This is a genomic window from Dyadobacter psychrophilus (assembly GCF_900167945.1).
Taxonomy (GTDB): domain Bacteria; phylum Bacteroidota; class Bacteroidia; order Cytophagales; family Spirosomataceae; genus Dyadobacter; species Dyadobacter psychrophilus.
Genome location: NZ_FUZA01000002.1, coordinates 546,183 through 570,601 on the forward strand (window position 1 = coordinate 546,183; position 24,419 = coordinate 570,601).

General features: G+C 43.7%; 19 protein-coding genes. 9 read left to right on the forward strand and 10 right to left on the reverse strand.

The annotated features are described in order from the left end of the window. Positions 1-5: 5 nt before the first annotated feature. Positions 6-482: an Lrp/AsnC family transcriptional regulator gene (locus B5X68_RS09365; protein ID WP_082215290.1), complete on the reverse strand. Its 477-nt coding sequence runs from the start codon at positions 480-482 to the stop codon at positions 6-8. Between the two features lie 156 nt (positions 483-638). On the opposite strand from B5X68_RS09365, the gene B5X68_RS09370 reads away from it, so the two are divergent. Genes B5X68_RS09370 through B5X68_RS09385 form a run of 4 tightly spaced genes read left to right on the forward strand, consistent with a single transcriptional unit; the run spans position 639 to position 5,610 of the window. Further along, on the forward strand, positions 639-1,748 hold the full coding sequence (locus B5X68_RS09370; RefSeq protein ID WP_082214429.1) for a glycoside hydrolase family 26 protein: 1,110 nt from the start codon (positions 639-641) through the stop codon (positions 1,746-1,748). Positions 1,749-1,807: 59 nt separating this feature from the next. Then, positions 1,808-3,766: a UbiA family prenyltransferase gene (locus tag B5X68_RS09375; protein ID WP_082214430.1), complete on the forward strand. Its 1,959-nt coding sequence runs from the start codon at positions 1,808-1,810 to the stop codon at positions 3,764-3,766. Beyond that, positions 3,759-4,454, forward strand: coding sequence for a methyltransferase domain-containing protein (locus tag B5X68_RS09380; RefSeq protein WP_082214431.1), 696 nt, complete (start codon positions 3,759-3,761; stop codon positions 4,452-4,454). Before B5X68_RS09375 ends, B5X68_RS09380 begins: the two co-directional genes overlap by 8 nt. Further along, the gene (locus B5X68_RS09385; protein ID WP_082214432.1) at positions 4,438-5,610 is read left to right on the forward strand and encodes an NAD(P)/FAD-dependent oxidoreductase; all 1,173 of its coding nucleotides are present in this window, start codon (positions 4,438-4,440) and stop codon (positions 5,608-5,610) included. Before B5X68_RS09380 ends, B5X68_RS09385 begins: the two co-directional genes overlap by 17 nt. On the opposite strand, the gene B5X68_RS09390 is transcribed toward B5X68_RS09385, so the two are convergent. The 6 genes from B5X68_RS09390 to B5X68_RS09415 all read right to left on the reverse strand — a co-directional run bounded on the left by B5X68_RS09390 (position 5,584) and on the right by B5X68_RS09415 (position 10,647). Beyond that, positions 5,584-6,312 carry a lycopene cyclase domain-containing protein gene (locus B5X68_RS09390; RefSeq protein WP_082214433.1) on the reverse strand — a complete coding sequence of 243 codons (729 nt, stop codon included), beginning with the start codon at positions 6,310-6,312 and terminating at the stop codon, positions 5,584-5,586. The genes B5X68_RS09385 and B5X68_RS09390 overlap by 27 nt on opposite strands. Next, positions 6,309-6,782, reverse strand: a complete 474-nt coding sequence (locus B5X68_RS09395; protein WP_082214434.1) for a sterol desaturase family protein — start codon at positions 6,780-6,782, stop codon at positions 6,309-6,311. The genes B5X68_RS09390 and B5X68_RS09395 overlap by 4 nt, the downstream gene beginning before the upstream one ends. 39 nt (positions 6,783-6,821) lie before the next feature. Then, positions 6,822-7,343, reverse strand: a complete 522-nt coding sequence (idi, locus tag B5X68_RS09400) for an isopentenyl-diphosphate Delta-isomerase (RefSeq protein ID WP_082214435.1) — start codon at positions 7,341-7,343, stop codon at positions 6,822-6,824. Between the two features lie 72 nt (positions 7,344-7,415). After that, a complete protein-coding gene (locus B5X68_RS09405) occupies positions 7,416-8,252 on the reverse strand; it encodes a phytoene/squalene synthase family protein (RefSeq protein WP_082214436.1) in 837 nt (278 codons plus the stop codon). Then, a complete protein-coding gene (crtID, locus tag B5X68_RS09410) occupies positions 8,249-9,757 on the reverse strand; it encodes a bifunctional phytoene desaturase/3,4-desaturase (RefSeq protein ID WP_082214437.1) in 1,509 nt (502 codons plus the stop codon). The genes B5X68_RS09405 and crtID overlap by 4 nt, the downstream gene beginning before the upstream one ends. Then, the gene (locus B5X68_RS09415) at positions 9,739-10,647 is read right to left on the reverse strand and encodes a MerR family transcriptional regulator (RefSeq protein ID WP_082214438.1); all 909 of its coding nucleotides are present in this window, start codon (positions 10,645-10,647) and stop codon (positions 9,739-9,741) included. Before B5X68_RS09415 ends, crtID begins: the two co-directional genes overlap by 19 nt. 130 nt (positions 10,648-10,777) lie before the next feature. On the opposite strand from B5X68_RS09415, the gene B5X68_RS09420 reads away from it, so the two are divergent. From B5X68_RS09420 to B5X68_RS09430, 3 genes are all read left to right on the forward strand, one after another. Beyond that, the gene (locus tag B5X68_RS09420) at positions 10,778-11,596 is read left to right on the forward strand and encodes an XRE family transcriptional regulator (RefSeq protein WP_082214439.1); all 819 of its coding nucleotides are present in this window, start codon (positions 10,778-10,780) and stop codon (positions 11,594-11,596) included. 381 nt (positions 11,597-11,977) lie between these two features. Beyond that, on the forward strand, positions 11,978-14,062 hold the full coding sequence (locus tag B5X68_RS09425) for a choice-of-anchor A family protein (protein WP_082214440.1): 2,085 nt from the start codon (positions 11,978-11,980) through the stop codon (positions 14,060-14,062). 219 nt (positions 14,063-14,281) lie between these two features. After that, the gene (locus B5X68_RS09430; protein WP_082214441.1) at positions 14,282-14,545 is read left to right on the forward strand and encodes a hypothetical protein; all 264 of its coding nucleotides are present in this window, start codon (positions 14,282-14,284) and stop codon (positions 14,543-14,545) included. Positions 14,546-14,688: 143 nt separating this feature from the next. On the opposite strand, the gene B5X68_RS09435 is transcribed toward B5X68_RS09430, so the two are convergent. The 3 genes from B5X68_RS09435 to B5X68_RS09445 form a co-directional block, all read right to left on the reverse strand. After that, entirely contained in the window at positions 14,689-16,407 is a 1,719-nt protein-coding gene (locus B5X68_RS09435) for a tail fiber domain-containing protein (RefSeq protein ID WP_082214442.1), read from the reverse strand. Between the two features lie 189 nt (positions 16,408-16,596). Beyond that, positions 16,597-16,959: a T9SS type A sorting domain-containing protein gene (locus tag B5X68_RS09440; protein ID WP_082214443.1), complete on the reverse strand. Its 363-nt coding sequence runs from the start codon at positions 16,957-16,959 to the stop codon at positions 16,597-16,599. A gap of 3 nt (positions 16,960-16,962) precedes the next feature. Further along, positions 16,963-21,444: a M4 family metallopeptidase gene (locus B5X68_RS09445; protein ID WP_170916612.1), complete on the reverse strand. Its 4,482-nt coding sequence runs from the start codon at positions 21,442-21,444 to the stop codon at positions 16,963-16,965. Between the two features lie 508 nt (positions 21,445-21,952). On the opposite strand from B5X68_RS09445, the gene B5X68_RS09450 reads away from it, so the two are divergent. Next, positions 21,953-23,674 (forward strand): tail fiber domain-containing protein, encoded by a 1,722-nt coding sequence (locus B5X68_RS09450; protein WP_170916613.1) that lies wholly within the window; start codon positions 21,953-21,955, stop codon positions 23,672-23,674. Further along, positions 23,671-24,384, forward strand: a complete 714-nt coding sequence (locus tag B5X68_RS09455) for a T9SS type A sorting domain-containing protein (RefSeq protein ID WP_082214446.1) — start codon at positions 23,671-23,673, stop codon at positions 24,382-24,384. Before B5X68_RS09450 ends, B5X68_RS09455 begins: the two co-directional genes overlap by 4 nt. The last annotated feature ends 35 nt before the right edge of the window (positions 24,385-24,419 follow it).

The window sequence follows — 24,419 nt, forward strand, 5'->3', positions numbered from 1 at the left end:
ATCTTTTATTTTTCAGGTATGACTAATTGTTGTTCTTCTTTAACTGTCTCCAAAACAATGGTTGTCCTGGTGGAAAGTATATTGGGGATATGACTGAAAGTGTTACGCATTAAATTCATCAATGACGCGGAATCCGCTGTCCTCACTTTCACCAGATAGCAATCTTCACCTGCAATGTGATGGACTTCCTGCACTTCCGGGATCTTCGCAAGCTCCTTCGCCGTATTATTGGAGCCCATTCCTTCAGAGGATTTCATGGAAATAAATGCCAGCAGTTTTTGATTTACAGCCACCGGATTAATCCTGGCCGTATATTGCAATATTACTTGCTTCTGTTCCAGCTTCTTGACCCTTTCAAGCACCGCAGATGGAGCCATTTCAAGCTCACGTGCAATATCCGCATTGGTGATACGGGCATTGCCCTGCATGAGGCGGAGGATGCCAAGATCTGTTTTATCGAGAATAATTTCCGTTCCGTTCATAATTCTGTGAAGGTATAATAATTCAGAATTATATTCAATATACAAACCAATATTTTGTATATAATTCAGTTTATGCGTAGACTTTGAGTAAACGGTTCTTTTAAGTAATGTATTTCCGGAGTTTTTTATCTTGATAGCAACCTCACTTCCCAGCTCATGAGAAAATTTCTTCTTTTTACCGCATTGTTGCTGTGTCACAGGCAGTTGTCATTTGCTCAGATTGATACGAAAGCAACAAAGGAAACACAGGCGCTTTATCGAAACCTGGCTAAGCTGTCCGAAACCAATATTTTGTTCGGGCATCAGCATGCGACGGAATACGGGCATGGCTGGTCAGGGGATGAGGAACGCTCGGATGTGAAAACGGTAACAGGCTCACATCCGGCGGTGATAGGCATCGATTTCAGCGGATTGTCTGAACGCCCGGATGATGTCATTGCAAAGACAAAAGAGGCTCTGCGAAAGAATGTGGTCGCGACTTACGATCGGGGCGGGGTAACGACGGTGGCCTGGCATTTTTCCAACCCAGCTTCGGGTGGGGGATTTTATTGGAATGATTCTGTTTCAAAAGCTTCCATGGCACTGATTAAGCCGGGCGGCTCGCATCATGAAAAATATAAGCAAATACTGAAAACGCTGGCGGATTTTGCCAACTCGGTGAAAGGTAAGGATGGTACATTGGCACCCATGATTTTCAGGCCTTATCATGAGTTTGACGGTGATTGGTTTTGGTGGGGAAAAGGACACACATCGCGGCAGGATTTTATCGACGTTTGGCGGTTCACCGTTTCGTATCTGCGTGATAGCCTGAATGTCCACAACTTTATTTATGCGTTTTCCCCAGATAATAAATTTACTACGGAGGCCGAATTCCTGGAAAGATATCCCGGCAATGAGTGGGTGGATATGGTTGGGATGGACAATTACGGGGACTTTGGGCGCGACGGAAAATATAATCTGGAAGCCGGTTTGAAGAAACTCAAAATCATATCAGACTATGGCAAAAAGGCGGATAAGTTGGCTGCATTTACAGAAACGGGCCTGGAAAGCATCCCTAACCCCACCTGGTGGACAGAAACATTGCTGAAAACATTGAAAGCGGAAAAATTGCAGCTCGCCTACGTGCTCGTTTGGAGAAATGACAGCAAAAGTCCGACGCATTTTTACGCGCCCTTCCCTGAGCAGGTCAGCGCTGCGGATTTTGTGAAGTTTTATAATGATCCTTACACGTTGTTTGAAAAGGACTTAAAGGATATTTATAAATAACCCAAATGATCGCATCAAACTTACACTTTCGTACATCGATTTTCTTCTTAAATTGAGCCATGAGCATCGATGGCAATACAATCAAACTTCTCAGGATCCCCTTTTCCTTTTTTCTATTGCCCCTGTTCCTGTTTGCATACAGCCAGGCACAAACGGTTATACATCATCAGGCGCTTTTCGCGTTTTTGATCATTCATTTGCTGATTTATCCAGCCAGCAATGGTTACAATAGTTATGTGGACAAGGATGAGGACAGCATTGGCGGGTTGGAAAAACCACCTATGCCAACGAAAAGCCTGTTTTATCTCACAATATTTCTGGATTTTACCGCGATCGTTTTGGCGCTGTTGTTCGTAAATACAATGTTCGCAGGGTGTCTGGTGCTTTACATTGCTGCATCACGTGCGTACAGTTCGCGACAGGTCCGGTTAAAGAAATATCCGATCATCGGCTTCCTGACCGTCGTGATTTTTCAGGGGGCCTTTACTTATTATATGTCCATTGCGGGCGTTTCCGGAAGTGCGTTTGTGCTGAATGAAGCGCACATTTATGTGCTTTTGGGCTGTTCCTTTCAGATTGCCGGTGCCTATCCGTTGACGCAGGTTTACCAGCATAAGCAGGATCTGAAAGACGGCGTTGTGACGTTGAGTTATAAGCTCGGTTACATAGGCACGTTTCTGTTCACTGCGCTGATGTTTTTGCTGTGCAATGTATTTTATTATTTGTATTTTACATCGAAGGACCTTGGAATGGTTTTTTACATTATCCAGGTATTCTTCCTGCCGATCGTCGTCTATTTCGGTTATTGGTTTTACCTGGTCTGGAAGGATAGGGGCGAAGCAAATTTCAGAAATACAATGCGGATGAACTGGATTGCGGCCATTTGCATGAACAGTTGTTTCATAGTTTTAATTGTAATTAACAGAATTCCATTGAGTTATATATCCGCTATTGAGACAGCAGTACCCGAACATTGTTATTCGCAAGAAGCGTTGACTTCATTTTACCTGAAATCGACGGATGATCTGACCAATAAGAGAAAGATTAAAATAGTAGCAGGAAAGACGGGCATTGAGAACCGTTATTCCGTGATTTCAGACTTTGATAAGTCGCCAGAGGACTACGAATTCTTCAACAAAACGGCCACATTGCTCCCCGAGCCGACGCTGACCGAACGCATGCAAATTTACCAGCGGCATGCTACGAAACTTTCTAAAAGTGCGATAGAGAAAATTAAGGGTTTTGAACAAATAAAGAGCACATTAACCCATCTAATAACCGTCACTTGCACAGGTCTTTTTGCACCTGGCCTGGATGTTGAGCTCATGCGTGAATTGGACCTTAATCCAGCCATACAGCGTAGCAGCGTCAATTTTATGGGATGTAATGCAGCTATCATTGCGCTGAAAAATGCGGACGCGATCTGCAAAAGCCAACCTGGCGCAAAAGTTTTGATCGTTTGTACAGAACTTTGCACCATCCATTTTCAGAAGCGGTATAATGATGATTATCTGCTTTCAAACCTGATTTTTGGAGATGGATCTGCAGCGGTTTTGGTAACTGCTGAACCTGACAAGCATTATATTCATGCTGTTCAAATTGATACATTCAATTCGCTCATACTGCATAATGGATATTCCGATATGGCCTGGCAGTTGTCAGAAACAGGCTTTATTATGAATTTGTCCTCCTACGTTCCGGATCTGATACGGAAAAATATCAAACCCATGATGGCAAAAATCGGGCTGGCGGCGGAAAGTTTTAAACATTGGGCGGTGCATCCTGGCGGAAAACGCATTGTGGATGATTTTGCAAGCGCATTGGAACTGGACAAATGTCATTTGGCGCCTACCTATAATGTGCTGAAAAATTATGGAAACATGTCGTCCCCGACCGTTTTGTTTGTGTTAAAGGAAGTCCTGGAAAAAGCGAAACCGGAGAATGCTGGAAACCGTATTTTTACTGCTGCGTTCGGTCCGGGATTAAGCATTGAAACAATGCAGTTGCGCTATGTTTAGATTTCGCAGCCAGGATAAGGAACTGCTTGATCAAGAGGAGATTCCACCCCTGGATCTTTTCCGAAATTTAAGAGAACTTGACTTCATTAATCACTGGCTTGGCGGTTATAAAATTTCTTTTGATGCTTTAAAAAAAGTCATAAAGCCCGGAAAGCCATACATTCTGGTAGACATCGGCTGCGGCGGCGGCGATACGCTGAAACGCATTGATCAATGGAACAGAAATGCTGGCTATCAGCTCGACTTATATGGTGTGGATATTAAGCCGGTTTGTATTGCTTATGCGGAAAAAAACCTGGGAACTGCATCGGTGAAGCTCATTTGCGATGATTACCGGCACATTTTCAATCATTTGCAGCAGGTCGACGTCATTCATGCATGCCTGTTTTGCCATCATTTAGCGGAAGATCAACTTGTTGAGCTTGTTAGGTTTGCTCTGCATAACAAGTCGGTTTTGGTGATCAATGATCTGGAACGGAATTCTTTGGCTTACTACTCCATTAAATGGCTCACGCAGTTGTTTTCAAAGTCCTACCTGGTCAAAAACGATGCGCCATTGTCTGTTTTAAGGGGTTTCAAGAAAGTGGAGTGGTTAGCGATTTTGCAAAAAGCGGGAGCGGTTAAATATTCGGTTCGAAATAAATGGGCGTTCAGGCATGAAGTGATAGTGTATGGAAACGCAGGCTAAAACGTACGATTGTGGCATCATTGGCGGTGGGTTAGCAGGCCTTTGCCTGGCTATTCAGCTTGCGGATCGCGGTATTTCAGTTATTTTGTTTGAGAAAAATCAATTTCCTTTTCATAAAGTCTGTGGCGAATACATTTCCATGGAAAGCTGGGATTTTATTAAAAGTCTTGGTTTGGATCTCGAATCGCTCTGTTTGCCCATCATTAATAAGCTCGGAATTAGCTCAGAAAAAGGTTTTTTGCTCGAACACAGCCTGCAAATGGGAGGGTTTGGGATTAGCAGGTTTAGCCTTGATCACGCGCTGTCACAAATTGCTTCCGCAAAAGGCGTTCATATTCTGGAACATTGCCGGGTTAACGGACTGCAAAACAATGATCGTGATGGTTTTGAGGTAAAATCAGCGCTCGGAAATTTCCATGTAAACATCCTGTGCGGCAGTTACGGAAAATACACGCCTCAATTTTTGCCTCATGGAATGCCGCATGGAATGCCTCATGGAGTGCCGCATGAAACGCCCGGTGATGGCAGTGAAAACACCAACTACATCGGTGTAAAATATCACATTAAAACGGATCTTGCGCCCAATCGCATCGAGCTGCACAACTTCAAAGACGGCTATTGTGGCGTTTCAAAGGTGGACCAGGATTGGCATTGCCTGTGTTACCTGACCACGTCCCGGAATTTGCTGGAAAATGGCAAGGACATTCAGGCCATGGAGGCAAATGTGCTTCACAGGAATCCTTTTTTGAAACATTATTTCACCCGTGCGGAATTTGTTAACCCTAAGCCGCTGGTCATCAGCAATGTGCATTTTTCCAAAAAGCAGACGCAAACCGAAGGCGTTTTCCTGCTCGGTGATGCAGCTGGGTCTATCACTCCGCTCTGTGGGAACGGCATGAGCATGGGCATGCGCGCATCCAAGATTCTTGCGGGTGAATTAATCGGGTATTTTCAGAAAAAACAGACAAAAGAAGCGGTCGCGGCACGTTATAAAAAAGCCTGGGACAACGCCTTCGGCCGAAGGATAACTGCGGGTTATTATTTGCAGGGATTGTTTGGGAAAAGAATCACAACTGATCTGGCATTGAGGACTTTGGATAAATTTCCGGCCCTTACAAACAAGCTTGTTTCACTGACCCACGGAGACCGTTTCTAGGTCTTTATTCTCAGGAACCGGATATTTTGACAGCAGATATTCAAACAAAAACGTGTTCAGCAGCAGCATTAACATGCCGTAAAAAATATCTTCGAACGGAATTGTAAAGATCCTTACGCCAATGTTTTCGGCATTGTTATACCACACAACAGGCTCATCAAGCCCCGATCCGGTTAGAATTCCATTAACGATGAAAAACGGGACCAATAAAAACATGTGGGAGAAGTAAAAAAGACTCAGCCACCTGGCTTTCACGATAAATCTTAAAAATAGCAGGAAAGCGACCAATCCTACCGCAGTCCATGATGTGTAATAACGGTCGTAATATGTTACGCCCATCACAGCAGTGAAGCATAGGAAAATGGCTGTGATCAGGTTTTCGTTTTTTAAACGATAATCTGTCTTGAAATAAATACGGAAGCAATAATAAGTGAAAAGACAAGCGTAGGGAATGCAAATGAAGAAGAGGATTTCTTCAATAGGAAGGCCAAATAAGTATGTGCCCACCAAATATTTCGGAGTAAAACCCCACACGCCGATTTTGGTAAAATAGCTATCCCAGATTACAAATGGCACCAATGAAAGCAAGATAGAAGGCCAAAGCAGGTGCCACCTTTTGTAAAGCTGAATTTTAGGATGAAAGGAAAATAACAGCGGAACGGCGATAGCGCCCAAATCAACGAGCAGATAGAGGAAATTCATTTGACCGCTGCGTTTTTAGCTTCTCTGAAATATCTCAATGGCACCCAAAGCATGCCAAAACATTCTCCCTGATGCTTCCCAAGATGCTTGTGGTGCATTTTATGGGCCCTGCGAATTGCTTTCAAGTATACAGAATCGGTGTTTCGGAACATTTTGAAGCGCTGGTGAATAAAAATGTCATGCACTAAAAAATAAGTGAATCCGTAAAGCGTGATCCCCAATCCGATCCAAAAGAAAAAGTTAAATCCCTGGTTGACCCCCAGCAAAAGGCAAAGGATCCCGGGTGTAGCGAAGATCGCGAAGAAGTAGTCGTTTTTTTCAAAAAAATCACCATCATCACGCTGGTGGTGATCGTGGTGTAAGAACCATAAAGCACCGTGCATCAGGTATTTATGTGCAAGCCAGGCTACGCATTCCATTCCAACAAATGCGGCCAGTACGATTAATGTGTTGACGATCCAGGGACTCATTGCAAATCAAGCTGTCAGCTTCCGGGTTTTGGCCCTTGGCTAGTGTTTGGGTTTTATTTTGTCGGCTACTTCTGAGAAACAGATTTTGAACCATTCGGTGTAAGAATCGGGGTTCTGCTGCATATCTGCCTTGATATCAGCCGGTTTCATGTATTTGTAATCATTTGCCTCACTCACATTAATGTTGGGCCTGGCGTCCGAAACTCCCCAAAAAACATGATCAAGCTCGTTTTCTGTAAGACCATTTTCAAGGTTAACGTGATATTGAAATGTGAAAAGGAATTGCAAATCAGCCGTAATCCCCATTTCTTCCGAAAGCCTCCGTACTGCTCCATGATGTGCGGATTCATCGGGAAGCGGATGGCTGCAGCAAGTATTTGACCAGAGTCCTTCCGAGTGATATTTTCCGAAAGCCCGTTGCTGCAGGAGCATTTCGCCATTTGAATTATAAATAAAAACGGAGAATGCACGATGTAGAACGCCTTTTTGATGCGCTTCCAGCTTTGGCATCAAGCCAATTTCCATATCGTCTTCATTCACCAGCACAACTTGATCAGTCATAAAATCGGGATTTAGGTTCACGGGCTAACAGTTCAATAATTCAGTTCCTTTTTAATGTCTAACAAAAAAACGTTATAAAAGGTCGAACTGATGCCTTACTAACGAACGAAACATGAGTCCAACTTTGTCATAGTCCGGAATTCTGATTCGGGCGTTCATCACTTTTTCCGGCGGCGTTTCTTTGATCCGCAGAAAAAGCTTTTTGTAATAATAATATGCAAGATAAACGCCACGTCGTGCGCCGCTGGGCAGCCTTTTGATGCCAATCAATGCCTGTTCAAAATCCTCTTCGATTTCCTGCTGGATCTTTTCCTTTTCTTTGTTGGAAAAATGGTCAAAATTCACGCCCGGGAAGTAAGTCCGGCCGAGGTCCACGTAATCTGCTTTCAGGTCACGCAGGAAATTAACTTTTTGAAAAGCTGCCCCGAGCTTCATTGCAAATGGTTTTAGATCCTCAAAAAGCTGCTGATTTCCTTCTGTAAACACTCTCAGGCACATTAACCCTACAACTTCCGCAGAACCAAGGATGTATTCGGAATAGGAATCCGGATTGTGTTCTTTTTTCATCAGATCCATTTCCATGCTTTTTAAAAATGTGTCGATCAACTCCCATTCGATGTTGTAAGCGTGCACGACATGCTGAAAGCTGTTCAGGATCGGGTTAATGCTGATTTTATGCTTAAGCGCTTCCACCGTATCCTCACGTATTTTATTCATCATAAATTCCTTATCGTAGTCATGAAAACTATCCACAATTTCGTCGGCAAGCCTCACGAAGCCGTAAATGCCGTAGATCGGCGCCCGCAACGCCGGTTTTAGAAAATAAATGCCAAGCGAAAACGACGTGCTGTAAAGTTGGGTCGTTGTTTTGCTGCATGACGCGGAAAGATTGTCGAATAAGCTCTTCATGACTTATTATTTAGGAATTTTTGAAGTTCGGTGGCTGCAATGCGGCCCGAAATGATCGAAGGCGGAACTCCGGGTCCCGGAACCGTTAGCTGGCCGGCGTAAAACAGGTTTTTGACCTTGCCGCTTTTGAGCTTTGGTTTAAAAATTGCGGTCTGCATCAGTGTGTTAGCAAGTCCGTAAGCATTTCCCTGGTAAGCATTGTAATCAGTAATGAAATCGGAAACTGAATAACTTTTCTTATAAACCACATGGCTCCTGATGTCTTCACCAGCAAATTTTTCGAGCCTTTCCATAAGTACGTTGAAATAGCTTTCACGGATTGCGTCAGGATCATTCAAACCAATGGCGATGGGCATCAATACAAACAAATTCTCGCTTCCCTGGGGTGCGACGGAAGGATCTGTTTTCGAAGGGCAGCAGACGTAAAAAAGCGGATTTTGTGGCCATTTTTTGTCTTTATAAATTTCAATTGCGTGTTGATCAAAGTTTTCGTCGAAAAATAAATTGTGGTGACGCAGCTTCTCTATCTTTTTATCTACCCCCAGGTAAAATAGCAGGCAGGAAGGCGCAAATGTTCTGCTTTTCCAATAAGCTTCGTCATATGTGCGGTATTCTTTGTTTAGCAAATCCTGCTCAATATGGTGATAATCAGCGCTTCCAATGACGGCGTCGGTTTGAATGCTTTTGCTGTTTGTGTGTAAGTGGCTGATATTGCCGGATGATATATCAAACTTTTCAATGTTCTGTGCCGTCAGCACCTCGACGCCGGCACCCTCTGCTATCTTTTTGAATGACTCGGCAACTTTGCCAAAACCGCCCATTGGGTAAAATGTGCCTTGTTTCAGGCCTGCAAAATTCATCAGGCTGTATAATGCAGGCGTGTCTTTGGGCATTGCACCTAGAAAAAGGACTGGGAATTCGATGAGTGCAAGCAACCGCGGATCTCTGAAATATTGCCTGACGTGCTTACTGAATGAGGTGAAAAGTTGTAGTTTCAGTGCGTCTTTGAACAGTTTAAAACTAAAAAATTCTGTAACCGAATGGCCCGGCTTGTAGACCATGTCGTCCATCCCAACCCTATATTTGAATTCGCCTTCTGCAATAAATTTCCGCAGCTTGGCCCCGCTGCCGGCCTCAATGCTTTCAAAAAGCGCACAAACCGCATCGTAATCGGCTGGAATGTCCATTACTTCATTCTCAAAAATGACGGCAAATCCCGGGTCGAGTTTTTTTAGTTCGTAAAAATCAGCAGTGGATTTGCCAAACAGCGCAAAAAAGCTGTCGTAAACATCGGGCATCCAATACCAGCTCGGCCCCATATCAAAGAGAAACCCATCTTGGGAAAAAGTCCTTGCACGGCCTCCTGCATTCGTATTTTTCTCAAAAACGGTTACCTTATTTCCACTTTTGGCCAGCACAGCCGCGGCAGCCAGTCCCGCAAATCCTGCACCTATGACTGCAATTTCATGTGATTTTCCAGATTGGGTCAGGCTTCGGTTATGCATTTAGAAGTGTTAAGAATTTCTGTCAGATTTTCAATTGTCTCAATTAAGGTAACGCCTTTTTTGATGGCGATTTCCTTTGTTTTTTCGTCACCTCCCGAGATGCATATGTGCACATCGGGGAAACTGCTGGTAAGACTTCCCAGGAGTGTTTCTGCTTGATTATCAAACTGGTGGCGTACGAAAAAAGAATATGCGTGTGTGGGCTTGCAAGCTGAAATCACCGCGGAAAGGTCCCGGAAAGGAACCCTCGCACCCAAGTAAATGACATTCTTGCCGAGCTGCTTTATCATATAATATGCAAATAGTAATCCGATCTCATGATCTTCTTCCTCATTCAAAAAAAGGATCCATTTCTGGTCGCCGTTTTCGGTTGAAGGCAGGGCATCAATCGCAGCAAATAATTTTTGCCGGATCAAATTTGATAAAAAGTGTTCCTGCGAGGGAAGCAGGTCATCTTTTACCCACATTAATCCTGTCCGCACCAGCAGCGGATACAAGATTTTTACATATGTCTTCTTTAATCCAAGCCTTTTAACAGCATTGGCAAAGAGTTCGTCGAAAAGCGCAACATTATATGTGGTGACAGCCACCAAAGCCTCATTAATGATCGCTTCTACATGCATATCCCCCTGAAATGATTCCCGGATAATCTTGTCGATCTCCGCAGCCATTTCAGATTTCGTGAGCTTGCCGATCCTGGAAATTTTCATTCCCTTGTCCAGTAATGTGCAGACGTTCAGGATCTTTTTTACATGTTCATCATTGTAAAAGCGAATGTTCGTATCCGTCCGTTCGGGTACAAGCAAGCCATAGCGCTGTTCCCACATGCGAATCGTATGCGCTTTCGTGCTGCTGATTCTTTCCAGGTCTTTGATCGAATACGATGACATTTTGTTTAAGTTTTTTCAAAAATAGTTAAACAAAATTATTTTAGCGATTATTTGTAGGAAAATAAAAAAATGCTGCTACTTTTGATATTATTAATATCATATGTTTGATTTATAAAATATCATTCACGTTATGGGAAGTCAGGAAATTTTTTGGCCGGTGAACATCAGATTCCTTCGTTTACGCCTTAAATTGAGTCAGGAGGCACTTGCGGAGCGTCTGGGAATCACGAGAGTGAAGTTAAATGCACATGAAAGCGGCCGCACGGCCAATCCGACGATTGACGATCTGATACACTTTTCGGAGTTTTTCCGGATGAGCATCGACAGTTTACTAAAGGTTGACCTGAGTAAGCTTTCCGAACAAAAGGTGAAGGATTTCGAACAGGGCAGCGAGCTGTTTATGAAGGGCAATAATATTCGTGTACTGGCCATCACAGTGGACCGCGAGGAAAAAGAGAACATTGAATATGTTCCGGTTCAGGCCAAAGCCGGATATCGCTCCGGTTACAGCGACCCTGAGTTTCTGGCAACATTGCCACGTTTCAGCTTGCCTACGCTTCCCAAAAACGGCACATTCAGAATGTTCCCGACTGTGGGTGACTCCATGCTGCCGGTCCCCGAAGGTGCTGATATTATAACAAGATATGTGCAAGACTGGACAACGATCCGCCCGGAGACACCATGCATCGTCATTTTAAAGGGGGATCAGGATTTCGTCTTCAAACAAGTGACCATTAATAAAGACGGAACGATGCTGCTGCAATCATTTAACAAGCAATATTTCGCCTACACCGTGCCGCTTTCGGAAGTAATTGAGCTTTGGGAATACTACAGTTTTCATAGTAAGGCTCTTCCCGAACCGCAAACGGATATGCAGCAACTGATGAAGATGTTGCAGGAAATGCAGAATGAAATCAAGGAAATTAAGAGTAAACCGGCATCCAAATAATTGGATAATCCCCATACGTCGCTAATTGAAGATGTTTTTAGATTAGCCAGATTACTTTGGGACGATTACAACGTTAGAATTGTATTAAAACCCTAAATCGGGCAGATATCGTAGAATTTCTATGTTGGGATAGATTTTTCGCGGTAGGATAGAGGTTAGGCTTGTAGAATAAATAAAATTGACGCAAAAGAATAAATATGTATCCGATGCAATATAGTTAATGTTTGCTGTGGGAATATATCGGGAAAGTGCAATTTTTGTTTTTGTCAAAACCCCTGGATTGTCCGATATTACCCCAAGCATTTGCAGACTGGTCACAAAAAGAATCACAAACTTTTGGCTGTCCTCTACTTTCGTTGAGTAATAAAAAGTAACTCAACAATGTCTGCCAAACTTTTACTCGTAACCCTTCTTGCATCTATCACACTTAACTTGAATGATGCCAGGGCGCAAAGCCCGACCGCAGCCGCCAAGCGATTCAACATCTTTGTAAAAGGCGATGCCACTTTTACTTCCGACGAAACAGAAGGACCTGTTGCTATCGGAGGTAATCTGACTACGAACCAGTATCAAATCAGTTTTAATAAGAACCACGGCGTATTTTTTGTAGGAGGCGCATCAATCGGCCTGGCAGTGCGTGGTGGCGTGAAGCTTAGCAGCGGAAGCCTGACTGTAAATGGTGATAATTATGTGAAAATCGGCCAATGCGCCCCATCAGACGCGAATACTGCAACGCCATTGCGGATTTGGTATAAAGACAATAACAATGCCGAATCCACAATCCGGATTACCGGCGCTACGGCGGGATACAGCGATACACCCAACATTACCATTAATGCAAGCGTAAATACGTGGTCGCCAAAGGTAGGAGATAGTGAGAATCCGATCTGTGAAAACGTATTCGGAACAGGCGCGAATCAGATTGATATCGACGGCGCTTTCACAACTTTCATAAAGCGTTCGAACCAATTGAAAGACATGAAAGACAATCTGGCCATTCGTGACCAGAACGGCAATATCATCACCGGAATGGAAACAGGACCTTACCTGGATCCTTCGAAAATTGGAAACAACCCCAAAATTATCGTCGACCCGAACGCGATTAATGTTTTAACGGTTTCAGCAGCGGTTTGGGATAAAATCGGAAACACGAATATCGAGCGAATTCCCCAGGGGCCACAGTTAGGAGACGGCAGTTATACAGGTCCATTTGCACTGATCATTAACATCGTTGACTTCCCAACCTTCGCAGCGTCAAAAGGAAATAATCCAATTATTAACTTTCCGGGCGTGGGTGGTTTGTCTGACCCGCAGGGAAGCTACGTGATCTACAATTTTCCTGATGCGACGGATAAATTAGTGCTTGGCGGAAATACGCCAATTCACGGAACCATTTTCGCTCCCTGTGCAAACTTGATCAAAGAAAACAACGGCAATATTAACGGTCAGATTATTGCGAAAAGCTTTGTTCACACCCGTGACGAAGTGCACTTCTGGCCTTTTTTGCCATCGATTCCCGAGCCGGTGGAAAAGGCGATAGAAGTGAATGTAGTCTCAAAATGTATTAATAATGCACCCTGGCTTGAATATACAATTACCCCAAATTATCCAGCAACAGGCGAAACAGCTAAAATCGAATGGCTGAATTCGGAAAACAATGTAATCCAGGAAGACACCGAGAGACCGTTGACAGGCAGCATTTTGTTTCCAGGAGCAGCTGTGGACGAAAACGGAGCTGGGATCGCTTGGCCAGGATGGGAAAAAGATGGTGAAAAATGGGTTGAAGTTACGGATCGGTATTCGTCCATCCTGGATGACGGCGCGAAGGTAAGGATAACCGTTACTCCCTGGAAGGTCGTAGAGATTACTTATCCGGTATCAGACGGAAAGTGCTACACCAGCCCTCCGCCCTCAGGTTCGTTACCAGTAACATTAGCAAGCTTCACCGCGAGAAATGAAAATTGCGATATTCAATTGCAATGGACGGTCACCGAAGCAAAAGATTTTTCGCACTTTGTTGTGCAGCGTTCAACGGATGCAAAAAACTTCGTCTCGCTAAACCGCGTCAATTACAGCGCGAACCAAAATGCATATGCTTACAACGATTCGCCTTACAGCAGGGAAATAGCACCTTCAAAAAACTATTATTATCGTTTACAGCAGGTTGATACAGATGAGACGTTTGAATACAGCGCCATCCGCAGCGTAGAAGCCGGAACTTGCGATGCACGACTTTCAGTTGATTTTTATCCGAATCCAACACAAGACGAAGTGATCGTGAAAAGCTACTCTCCGGTTAAAAAACTGGAAATCCTGACATCGGGCGGCAAGCAGGTTTACCAAACATTGCCCAATCAGGACCAAACCGAATTGAAAGTGAACATTCAGGCATTCGCAACGGGGATGTACATCGTGAATATCGTCAATGCCGAAGGTAAATACTCCTCCAAAATCGTGAAAAAGTAAGTTTGAAATTCTTATATAGCGTTATGTGACTTGGAAAAGGCTGTCTCATTTTGGGACAGCCCTTTTTTTGCGATTTACGGTTCTAGATTTACGCTAAACCGTTCGGCGACAATGCGCAACCGAGGGCTGGACACCTGCCAGTTTTAAACATAGGTTTGACGGATATTCGAGGCACCTGTCATAACATGTGTTCTCTCTTTAATTGTCAAATTGAATACGATGAAAAATCAAACAACCGCTTCTGCAACATTTCTTATAGGAAAGTTCAAATTTTTGTATGCTGATGTCCTTATAACTTTGAATGTTTTCTTGGCTTCAAGCCTTGGAAAGATTAATACCTTAAAAGGTCACCAATATTTGGAAAGAGGGCGAAAAGGATCAAAGCCTGCAAACCGGCCTAATAACCAGGAAGTGGAAGCCCCCTTTCGTGAGCGGGTAAATACGGGTATTGATGGTATCAATCAGTCAACTATATCGGGCTGATCCCTCATTTGATTGAGTCGATTAAATACCTAAATGCGGAGGTTGAAAGGCTAAAAAAGAGCTAGAGAATAGCCATTAATCGAAGAGAATAAAGAACACTGCAATCAATTTTGATGGCAGTATTCTTTTGTGTCAATTACTTTCTATTTAGTAATTGCCAATTTTCTAGCGCCACTGATTTTTCCGTCGGTGATTAAATGGTATGTATATACTCCACTGTCCAATGTGTTCGCATGGAATGTAAATTGTCCGCTTCCGCGCTCCCCGATTGGATAAGAACCAATCATTCTGCCCTCACCTGATGTTACTTGCAAAGTAGCCGATTTTACTGTTTGTGGGATAAAGAATCTTATGGAGGCACTTCTGGTGACAGGGTTTGGAGCGTTTTGCTCTAGAACAACCTCCTCCGCGTTCTCTCTGGCAGAAGCGAGGTTATGCGCTGGGCTAGCAGTCGCATTAGCTTTTACTAAGTTTTCTAGTTTTTCCAATCGTTGCTTCATATCTAAAACTTGCTTATTTAGCTGTTCAATTTCTGCGTTCCTCGTTTCAATAGCTTTCTGTTGCTCTTTTACAGAGTTGATGAGGATGTAGGTGACCGCATTGGCATCGTAATCCAGATATTGCGTGCTATTTCCCAGCGAATCCTGATAATTGAAGTGATCGATCGTGTAAGGTGCAATCCGTTGCATATCCTGTGCGATGACACCGACAAATTTCTTGTCGCCCGTTTTAATTCCCGCTGCCCCGTTATAGCTAAACCACACAGGATTGATATTTTTCAAAACGGTTAATCCGTCTGTAAAATCTGAAATGTCTTTTTTTAATCTTTTGTCGGACATCACCTTCCAGTCCGGTGATCCTGCTTTCGCTGCCAGATCCGTACTTAATTGAAGTTGATAGGCTGGGGCCGACAATCCAATTCCTACGTTTGCATTATTGCCCAAAACCAGGCTGTTGCTTGTCGTCACTTTCGCCAGAGCACCAATTGCGGTCGCATTGGTTATTGAAGCATTTCCGCCGGATGCATAACCCAGGTAAGTGTTTTTATCACCGGTAGTATTGGTGTATCCGGCGCCGAATCCCACAAACGCATTGTTGCTGCCGATGGTATTGGCATATCCTGCTTGCGTTCCTAGAAATGCATTCGCGGCGCCGACGGTGCTGGAAAGGCCTGATTCTGCACCTAAGAAGGTATTCCATTGACCGCTGAGGTTTTGATAACCCGCGTGAAAACCAATTAGTGTGTTTTGGTCTCCCGATTTACTGTTATATCCGGCTTCACTGCCCATAACAACATTTGAATTTCCCTCATAGAATAGTCCAGCTTTGAAACCAAAAATGCAATTATCGTTTCCACCAAACCCAACCGCATTTGCCAAGGCACCTACAATGCTATTATTGCTGCCATTTAAATTGTAATATCCTGCCGAGGAACCCATACAAGTATTGAATGAGCCGCTCGTATTATAGCCTCCAGCAGAATTTCCAAAATATGCATTCTCTTCTCCAGTTATGTTGGAACTGCCGGCGTTATGTCCAAACATTGAATTGTAACTTCCAGTTTTGTTAGCGTCACCAGCTGCATTTCCAATGAATGTATTTTGCTTGCCAGAAATGTTCTTATAACCAGAATAGGTTCCTATAAATATGTTTTCACTACCCGTAGTATTGCTGAGACCAGCTTCTTGGCCAATAAAGACGTTATTGAAGCTTAAATTAAACTTGCCCGCGTCTTTACCAAAAAAAGTATGCTTCTCGCCACTGATGCCAGCTCCCAACCCATAATGTGTCTGCGCTTTTACTTGGGTAATAAGGCAACCAATTGTTAAAAATAGCGCTACCGCCTTGTTAATTCTTTTCATCGTTATGTTTGTTTATCGGGCAATTGTTTGAGCTGCCTCGCTTTTTAAAAACAAACCTGCTGTTTAAACTGGAAAAAACTCCTAAGCGATTACTGTATGGTAGGGATGAACTTTTTTAAGGAAGCGGTCAATATGTTAGTGAAAGACGTATAATCTTTCACTAACATTAAAAATATACGGTAACCATCATCACCTCTCTTGCTTGACAATCAGTTTCTGCGAATAATGCTCTCTACCTCTGGTAAACCTGACAATGTAAATTCCGTTATGCAGCTTGGAGACATCGACTGCTTCTCCGTTCCATTGGGGCTGTTTCAAGTAGCTCAACCCAGTCTGGTCGAATACTTCCAAATCAAAGCCGATGATTGGCTTTGCTGACCTAATCCTGATCGATGACTTTGCTGGATTTGGATAAATTGTTACTGGATTAGGCCTTTTTATGGTTGGATATATTGTTAACCCATATTTGCTACGAATTATTTTTTCCTGTGCCTGAGTTTGAAAAGCACAGAATAGAAGCAATGCTGTCACACTTGTTAATATCTTCTTCATATTCTAGGGTTTTTTATTGGTGTGTATATATCCAAAATCAAATTCTACGCTGGCTCCCACCCATCGACCGCCAAATGCACCTGATTTTGGGATCGCATCAATAAGTGGCATTTTGCCGATTTGCTGCACTGCTGGCAAGCCATCGTATAAGTAAAGCCAAAAGTTCCATGATGGAGTAGCGGCATAGTTGTCAGCAATACCGTTGAGGTTGGTAATCTCAATTTTAACGGTGAACATGGCAGTTTCTTCCGGCAAGTCCCCGTTGATATCGGCCACGGTCAAGTCTTCTGGAATGAATGGAACGCCAAATCCATTTACAAAACAATTTTCCCACTCTTGAAAGTAGCCTTTATCATTGGTAACAGTTACTTTGTAATTATAACTATTGGGTATATTGGCTGTTTCGCTGTCAGTTACATCGAGTGTAAAACCTAGTACAGGAAGGAAATTTTTACCCGAATCCTGGTCAGGATCATTTGGGTCATTGGGATTGCCAGGATCTGATTGTTCCTCATTAGGGTCATACTCTTTGATTTCCGTTCCATTCTTTTCTTCATCTGGCGCATTTGCTGTCCTGAAATGTGCAAAAGTGTAAGTTTTAGGAAAATGGGTAGCGGTCGGTGTTTTGGTCATGGCCGGGGCGTCCCATGTGTAATCGCTGTTGACTTCCAAGTTTGTGATCGTTATGCTCGTACCAAACACTTCCTTTTCAAAAACGATCACATTATTTTTCCATAACCTAAAAAGGTGCCCGGCAGGTGCCCACTGCTCATGCCAGGAGAATTCGGCTTTATGGTTATCGACCGTTTGTGCACCGTCAGAGGGATATTTGAGGGTCGTCTTTTCTGGTCTAAGCCAGTAAAATGACAATGGAGAATAAGGTCCCTCAATCCAATTTCCGTTTTCATCTTTTCCCTTAGCCCTTACTTTCCATCTAAACCCTCCCTGTGCTTTGGCAGATACATTGCCGACGTTGTGGATGACACTAACTTCCGATGTAGAACTGTGATTATTGGTGACTGGGTCTTCAAAAAAATCAATTGAATAATCATATTCCATAGCCCCTGCAACAGGTAACCAGTTAAATACTTCATCTGGTGTAGACGTCCCATAGTTGAAAACTGCATCATTAATTGGCGAAAGCAACTGAGGCGCGGGAATTAATGCATAATCAACCACAAAAGTCGAAAAGTACTTTTTACCAAATTCCTGCTCGGTAATAAATGGCGCCGTGATATCCTTGTAAGGTTCAAACGCCCATGTGTATACTTTCCCGTCTGAGATGTCTGGGAGTTTCAGGTTTTCATGATCGTAAAGGACTTGCGGGGTTTCCATGTCATCCTTTTTGTCAAGGATATGGTAACGATAACCGCTCGCACCGGGCACTTCCTTGGCGGACAGCAGGATCTCTTCCCCAAAGGGTGGGACATGTTCTGCATCAGCAGGTCCGGGAGGAACTAATAAAGGGGACTCGGGCAAGTCAGTCAGGAACGACATTGGATCTGTCCAAGAGCCAAAGATGTCAATATCGGTCAGCCCGGTTTGTAGGAATTTCTTCAAACCCTTATCCCATGTAACGCCCTCTTCTGACCCCAGTTTGTGCGTAGCAATTATTTGCCAGCTGTAATCGCGTTCCTTAGCAAGTGCAAGCTCCGCAGCTTCTGCCTCATCGCTAGTCGCTTCAACCGGAACATCCTGTACGGGAACTTTGCCTGTTAAATCCGTTACCCTAAGAACATAACCTGCTGCACCAGGCGTCGCCTGCCATTCGAAAACACTGTTCCATGCCTGAAGCTTATCGTGTTCCAAAGGACTGATCGGTTTAGTAATAATCGGAGCGGCTGTTAGCTGTAATATGGGGCTCCAGTTATTTACCATCATTTCAAGGGCGCGGCATTCCAGATTCCCGCCTAATGAGCTCGCGCAACCCGGCCCGCCAGCGCTGTAAAACCTGCTCCGGACATAGTAGGTGCCTTCTTCCAAGAAAAACTTGGCCGTATTAGTCCGCTTACCTGGGTCTTTTTCATCAATATAAGGAAGCAACACTTCCGTTGTATGCTGAAACGCCCGGTATACTGGTGATATCTGATCATCGAATGCTACATTTTTGGACACTTCAAATAAGCGATATTCAATTTTGTCCGGAAAATATTCCTCTGAGCGGAATTGCGCATTAAATGGGTCAATTTCTTTTACCTCATTGCCTTCCGAATCAACTGCCCACAATCTGGGTTGCGGAGTAAATTCCTTGCCAATCACGCAGGTGAGTGCGTCATTACATTTCTTCCAGGTTGCCGATGTTTCTTTATAGCCATGGAACAGAATTGAAGATTGAATGGCCGCAACCATATCATCGAAGGTCGGGTTCGCGGGAAGGAAATATAAAAAAGCAGCAAACATGATCTTTTCCGGAACTCCATCTTCAAGCCCGGTAAAAAAGCGGGTCTGCCCCACCACATTAGTAAAGCCATTTAGTGGGGTTCCCTTGGCAATAAGGTAATAAAACTGTGTCCATACTCCGGCCATTTGATCGGGATGTGCCACGTCCCAGCCCTGCACGTTGTAAAAATTAAATTGACCTTTTGATTTTGGGTTAGAAAAACTGCGTAGGTAATTGCCATCGCCAAAAAGATCAGAACCAATAGTCCATAATGCTTCGTCACCATTGGATAATCTAAATTCATTACTGATTTCCAAGCCGAAAATATCCATCAAAGCCCGGCGAATGGCTATCGATTCTTTCGATTCGGGCAGTTGTACACTTTTTACTGAATGATAAATTCCGCCAAAATAATTTCCAGCAATCTGATCTAACGTCGTTTTTGAAGGGTCCGAATCAGATTTAATTTGGGCACCATAAGCCCCTGGAATGAAGTCCGGGCCAGAAGGGCCTATGATGTGCTGGATATATTTGCCTTTCCCGGTAAGCGCCTGGAAATTGAATTTTTTCGCAAAGTGATCCACACTTGACCTGATTCCATGGTTCAATGATACAATCGATTTCGACAGGGGAAGATTGTCATCTACAGTATAAATACCGTCGTCATTAAGGTCAATTGGATAGTACGGAGCGTCCGGGCTTTTCGGATTGTATATTTCTGTTTCTACCAGCACTTCGTTTCCCGCACAGTCCGCAATCCAGTTTACTTTTTTGCCCTGGGGATCGTTGTCGAGGCTTGCAACTTGTACGCTGATAGGAACAAGGCCGTTCCAGCCTTGCGCTAGCGTATTTGGCCCTAAAACGCAGTCTGCATTATCGAAACCCCATCCGTCGCCTATCTTAGCTGCTTTAAAAGCATTTTTGATTTGTTGGTAAACGTGCGAACCGTCAGCATATCCCATGTCCTCTGCTATTTCAAGCATTTTCTCGCGCAGATCTGGGAATGTTGATGAATAGGATATCTTTTCTGTAAAAGTCCTGAAAAAGAGCTTCAGTGATAATTCATAAGTTGCCTTTGGGTTATTCGGAATGAGTGGCAATATGATGAAAGTGCCATTTGCCGGATTCTTGTCAATGTAGCCTGTTTCGCCGACGTTCATACGAAAGAAGATTTTTGACAACACGATGCTGTTATTGTCATAGTCGTATCCCGGCTGTCCCTCATCTTTCCAGAACAGACCCTTATAGCACTCGGGCATATTCCATTCATGGGGAGAATTTCCAAAATTCCAAACATTGTATTGGCCCTGTTCATTACTTAAAAATTCCCAGTCCGGGTTTGCAAATCCGGCTCCCGGATCATTGAAATCTGCAAAATAATTTTTTAAAGCTGCCCCTATTATATTGGCAAATCCTTCATTTAATGCTTGGGTTTCAGGGCCATAGTTTCCTGACCCCAAGCTATGTATGGAAATATGATGGGTGAACTCGTGACCGATAATATCCCTGGATACCCGGGGATTTTTATTCCCTTGACCAACATTTAGAAATATCTGTGGCGGATCTGTATGGTGAGCGGCCGTTTGTGCTGTATTTGAGATTCTGGTAATTAAAGTTTTCAATCCACCTTTATCAACTCCTGCCCAACCAAACAAATTAAACGTCATTCGGTTAAATTCCTGAATGTGAGCCAATGCGCTTAAACCATAAATAGTAGGGTGTGGATGCTGGAAATTCCCTGGCAACGAATTTAGGTTGGGACTTGTATTGAATGGGCCATTCTGATTTGGTCCAACAACAGGGGCGGCAAATGGATGTGTTATTTGGTCAGATTCATCTCCGACAACTTCAATATTGCCATATAGACCAAGCGCATCATTCTTGAACGAACACAATGCTACAGAAGTCGAAGCAGGGTCATTCGGATCTCTGAGATACTTGGTTGCATACAAAGGAACATTGCCATGATAATATGTTTTCCCTGCAGGAATCTTGTAAGGTTCAGGCTGGTACATCGTTCCAAACGGACCTGCTTTTTCCTTGGGGGGATAATAGGGCTGTGCCGAAAGTGGACTGCAGTAGAAAATTAGCGTCATCAACATCATAACAGATGTTTGAAGAAATGGACAGCTGCTCATTTTAACTCGCAGTAATTGGGAGAGTTTTTGCATAGATAATGTGTATTTGAAATGACCTACTATTTAAAACGCCTCAAATAGCGCATTTCATCACACCTCTCCTTTATCCAATGAATTAACGGTTACGCGAATTTTCCAAACGGTTTTTTGATCAAAAAAACAATTTCCAGTATGTTGGTTTTTCTGGGACAGCAAAGGTCCTTTTGCACGAAGTATGGGGCTTTTTGAGGTTGGCCGGAATAGAGTACTTTGGTGAAAATAGCCAAATTATAAGCACTGCTTATAATAGTTTACGAAAACCGTAAATCCTAACCTTTAAATAATTCAAACGCGCCTCTGGCTCATTGGCTGTTTTTTCTCTCAAACATTATACTGAAAATTAGGCTCAGCAAATGCGAGGTCTTGGGCAATGCATTCGGCTCATTCATATTGATAACGAATAGAAAAAATGAGAAACAGAACACTACACTTAAACATGCAGACAAATCAATTACCATCAAATTATCGAACATTGCTCATCGCAATAATACTGCTGCTTCTTTGCTTACTAGCTCGAGCACAAGCGCCAAAGCAGTTTAGTTTCCAAGGAGTCGCGCGGGACGCGGCAGGGAAAGTTATTGGGAATGCAAACATTGCTATTCGACTGACAATTCATTTAGGAGCTGCTGACGGACCATCCAGTTTTACAGAGGAACATAACGTACAAACCGGTGCAGGAGGTATTTTTAACGTATCAGTAGGCAGCGCGGGAGGAAATCTTGCTTTGGTGGATTGGAAGGCAAATTCATATTTTTTGCAAGTTGAAATGGATCAAGAAGGTGGAAGTAATTATAGTGATATAGGCACTACTCAGCTACTTAGCGTTCCTTATGCATTACATGCCGAAGAAGCGGCAAGATTAAAGAATGATGATCCGATAGTTCTTAAAGGAACATTTGGTAGCGGAAATATTTTATCCGGTGTTGGTTCAGGATCCAGGTTGATATGGTATCCAAGAAAAAGCGCATTTCGAGTAGGGCATACGATAGGTGGCTGGGAAGACGGAAGCATAGGTGATTATTCAATAGCAATGGGACACGGGTCCAATGCAAGTGGGAAATATTCCACTGCGCTAGGTAAATCTTCCGCGGCAGATGGAAAAGATGCAATTGCGCTTGGTTCCGGAGCGAATGCGTCAAATGAATTTTCCACAGCACTGGGCTATGGTGCAACGGCTTCTGCCCAAGGCAGCATTTCATTGGGTTTTTCGGACGCTACGAATGATTTTGCCGTGGCTATTGGGTATGAAACATTGGCAAGTGGAGGTCATTCAGTATCAATAGGTGCGGCTAGTAAATCAACAGGCTTTCATTCAGTGGCAATGGGTGGTGGCAGTCTAGCTTCTGGAAGCTATTCTGTCGCTATTGGGGAAAGCTCAAGAGCAAAAGCCCTTAGGTCTACGACCCTTGGTGCTTACAACTGGATAGGTGACAATCCTAATCCAGATGTCGCAGCTGCAACTGATAGAATTTTTCAGATTGGAAATGGAACAGGAGAAAATACGCGCTCCAATGCGATGACCATAATGAGAAATGGAAATATTGGTCTTGGAAATAATACCGTAGATCCACAATTTCCGTTGGACGTAGCTGGTCGCTTAAGAATCAGACATAACGGTTCTACTGCCGGAATTTATCTAGATGCCTCACAAAGCGCTGCCGAAGGTTTCGTGGGAATGAAGACGGACAAAGAAATCGGGCTCTATATAAACGCAGCATGGCGGTTTTGGGTAAACGACCAAGGTAATGGTTACTTAAACGGCAACCTGATCCAGACCTCAGACCGCCGCCTTAAAACAAACATTCAACCTTTCAAAAACAGCCTCGCCAAGGTCAATAACTTGCAGGGTTATCATTACAATTGGGAAGATAAAGCCAAAGATCAGACGCTTCAAACGGGTTTGATTGCGCAGGAAGTTGAGGCGATTTTTCCTGAGCTGGTTTCGACGAATAAAGATGGGTTTAAATCTGTCAACTACATTGGTTTGGTTCCGCACCTGATTGAGTCTGTTAAGGAATTGAAAAGCAAAACGGATGAAATTGCCGTGCTGCGCAAGGAATTGGAAGGCATGCGGGAAATGGGTAAGCGGTTGGAGTTGCTGGAAGCGAGTATCAATAAAGGAGCCGGTGTTTCGGAAGTTAAAACAGCTGCAAAATGAGAAGACTTCTAATAATTACAGGTTTTTGCTGCTCAGTCACCATGGCTGGCGCACAATCCATTTCCCCTTCCGGGATTTACGGGGCGTCCGGCACTTCGCCCGGTGGCGGGGCAAGCGTCAGCTGGGTTTTGGGAAGTTTGACGCTGCAGGCAATGTCCGCATTGCCGGTGAAGCTTATCGATTTTAAATGTGTGCTTACCGATGCTTCCACCGTGTCACTTACATGGAGCACGTCGGAGGAAACCAACAGTGATTTTTTCGCAATCCAGCATAGCGTTGATGGCAAACAGTGGACGCAGATCGGGCAGGTGAAGGCGAATGGTGAGAGTGGTGCGGTGAAGACTTATGAATTTGAACATGGCAGCCCCGTGAGCGGAGATAATTTTTACCGGCTCAAAATGGTGGATCACGATGCAACTTTTGCGTATAGTCGTGTGCGTAATATTTATTTCAAAGGCATAAGCGGGGTTACATTTCATCCCAATCCGGTTTCAGACTGGCTAACGGTCGATGTCAAGGATTGGGTTACGGTGAAAGATCTGAAAATTACCAATGTCGCTGGTGTTACAGTCGGAGCGTTTCGGGAAGAGCAATTGCAGAAGTTGACGGGAAAGGCGTTTGATTTTCAGGACTTTTCTTCCGGAATCTATATCATCAGTGTAACCAGAAAGGACGGATCTGTACAATCCGAAAAAATTATCAAGAACTAAAATCATCAACAACTAAAAACCCAAACCCTGACCCA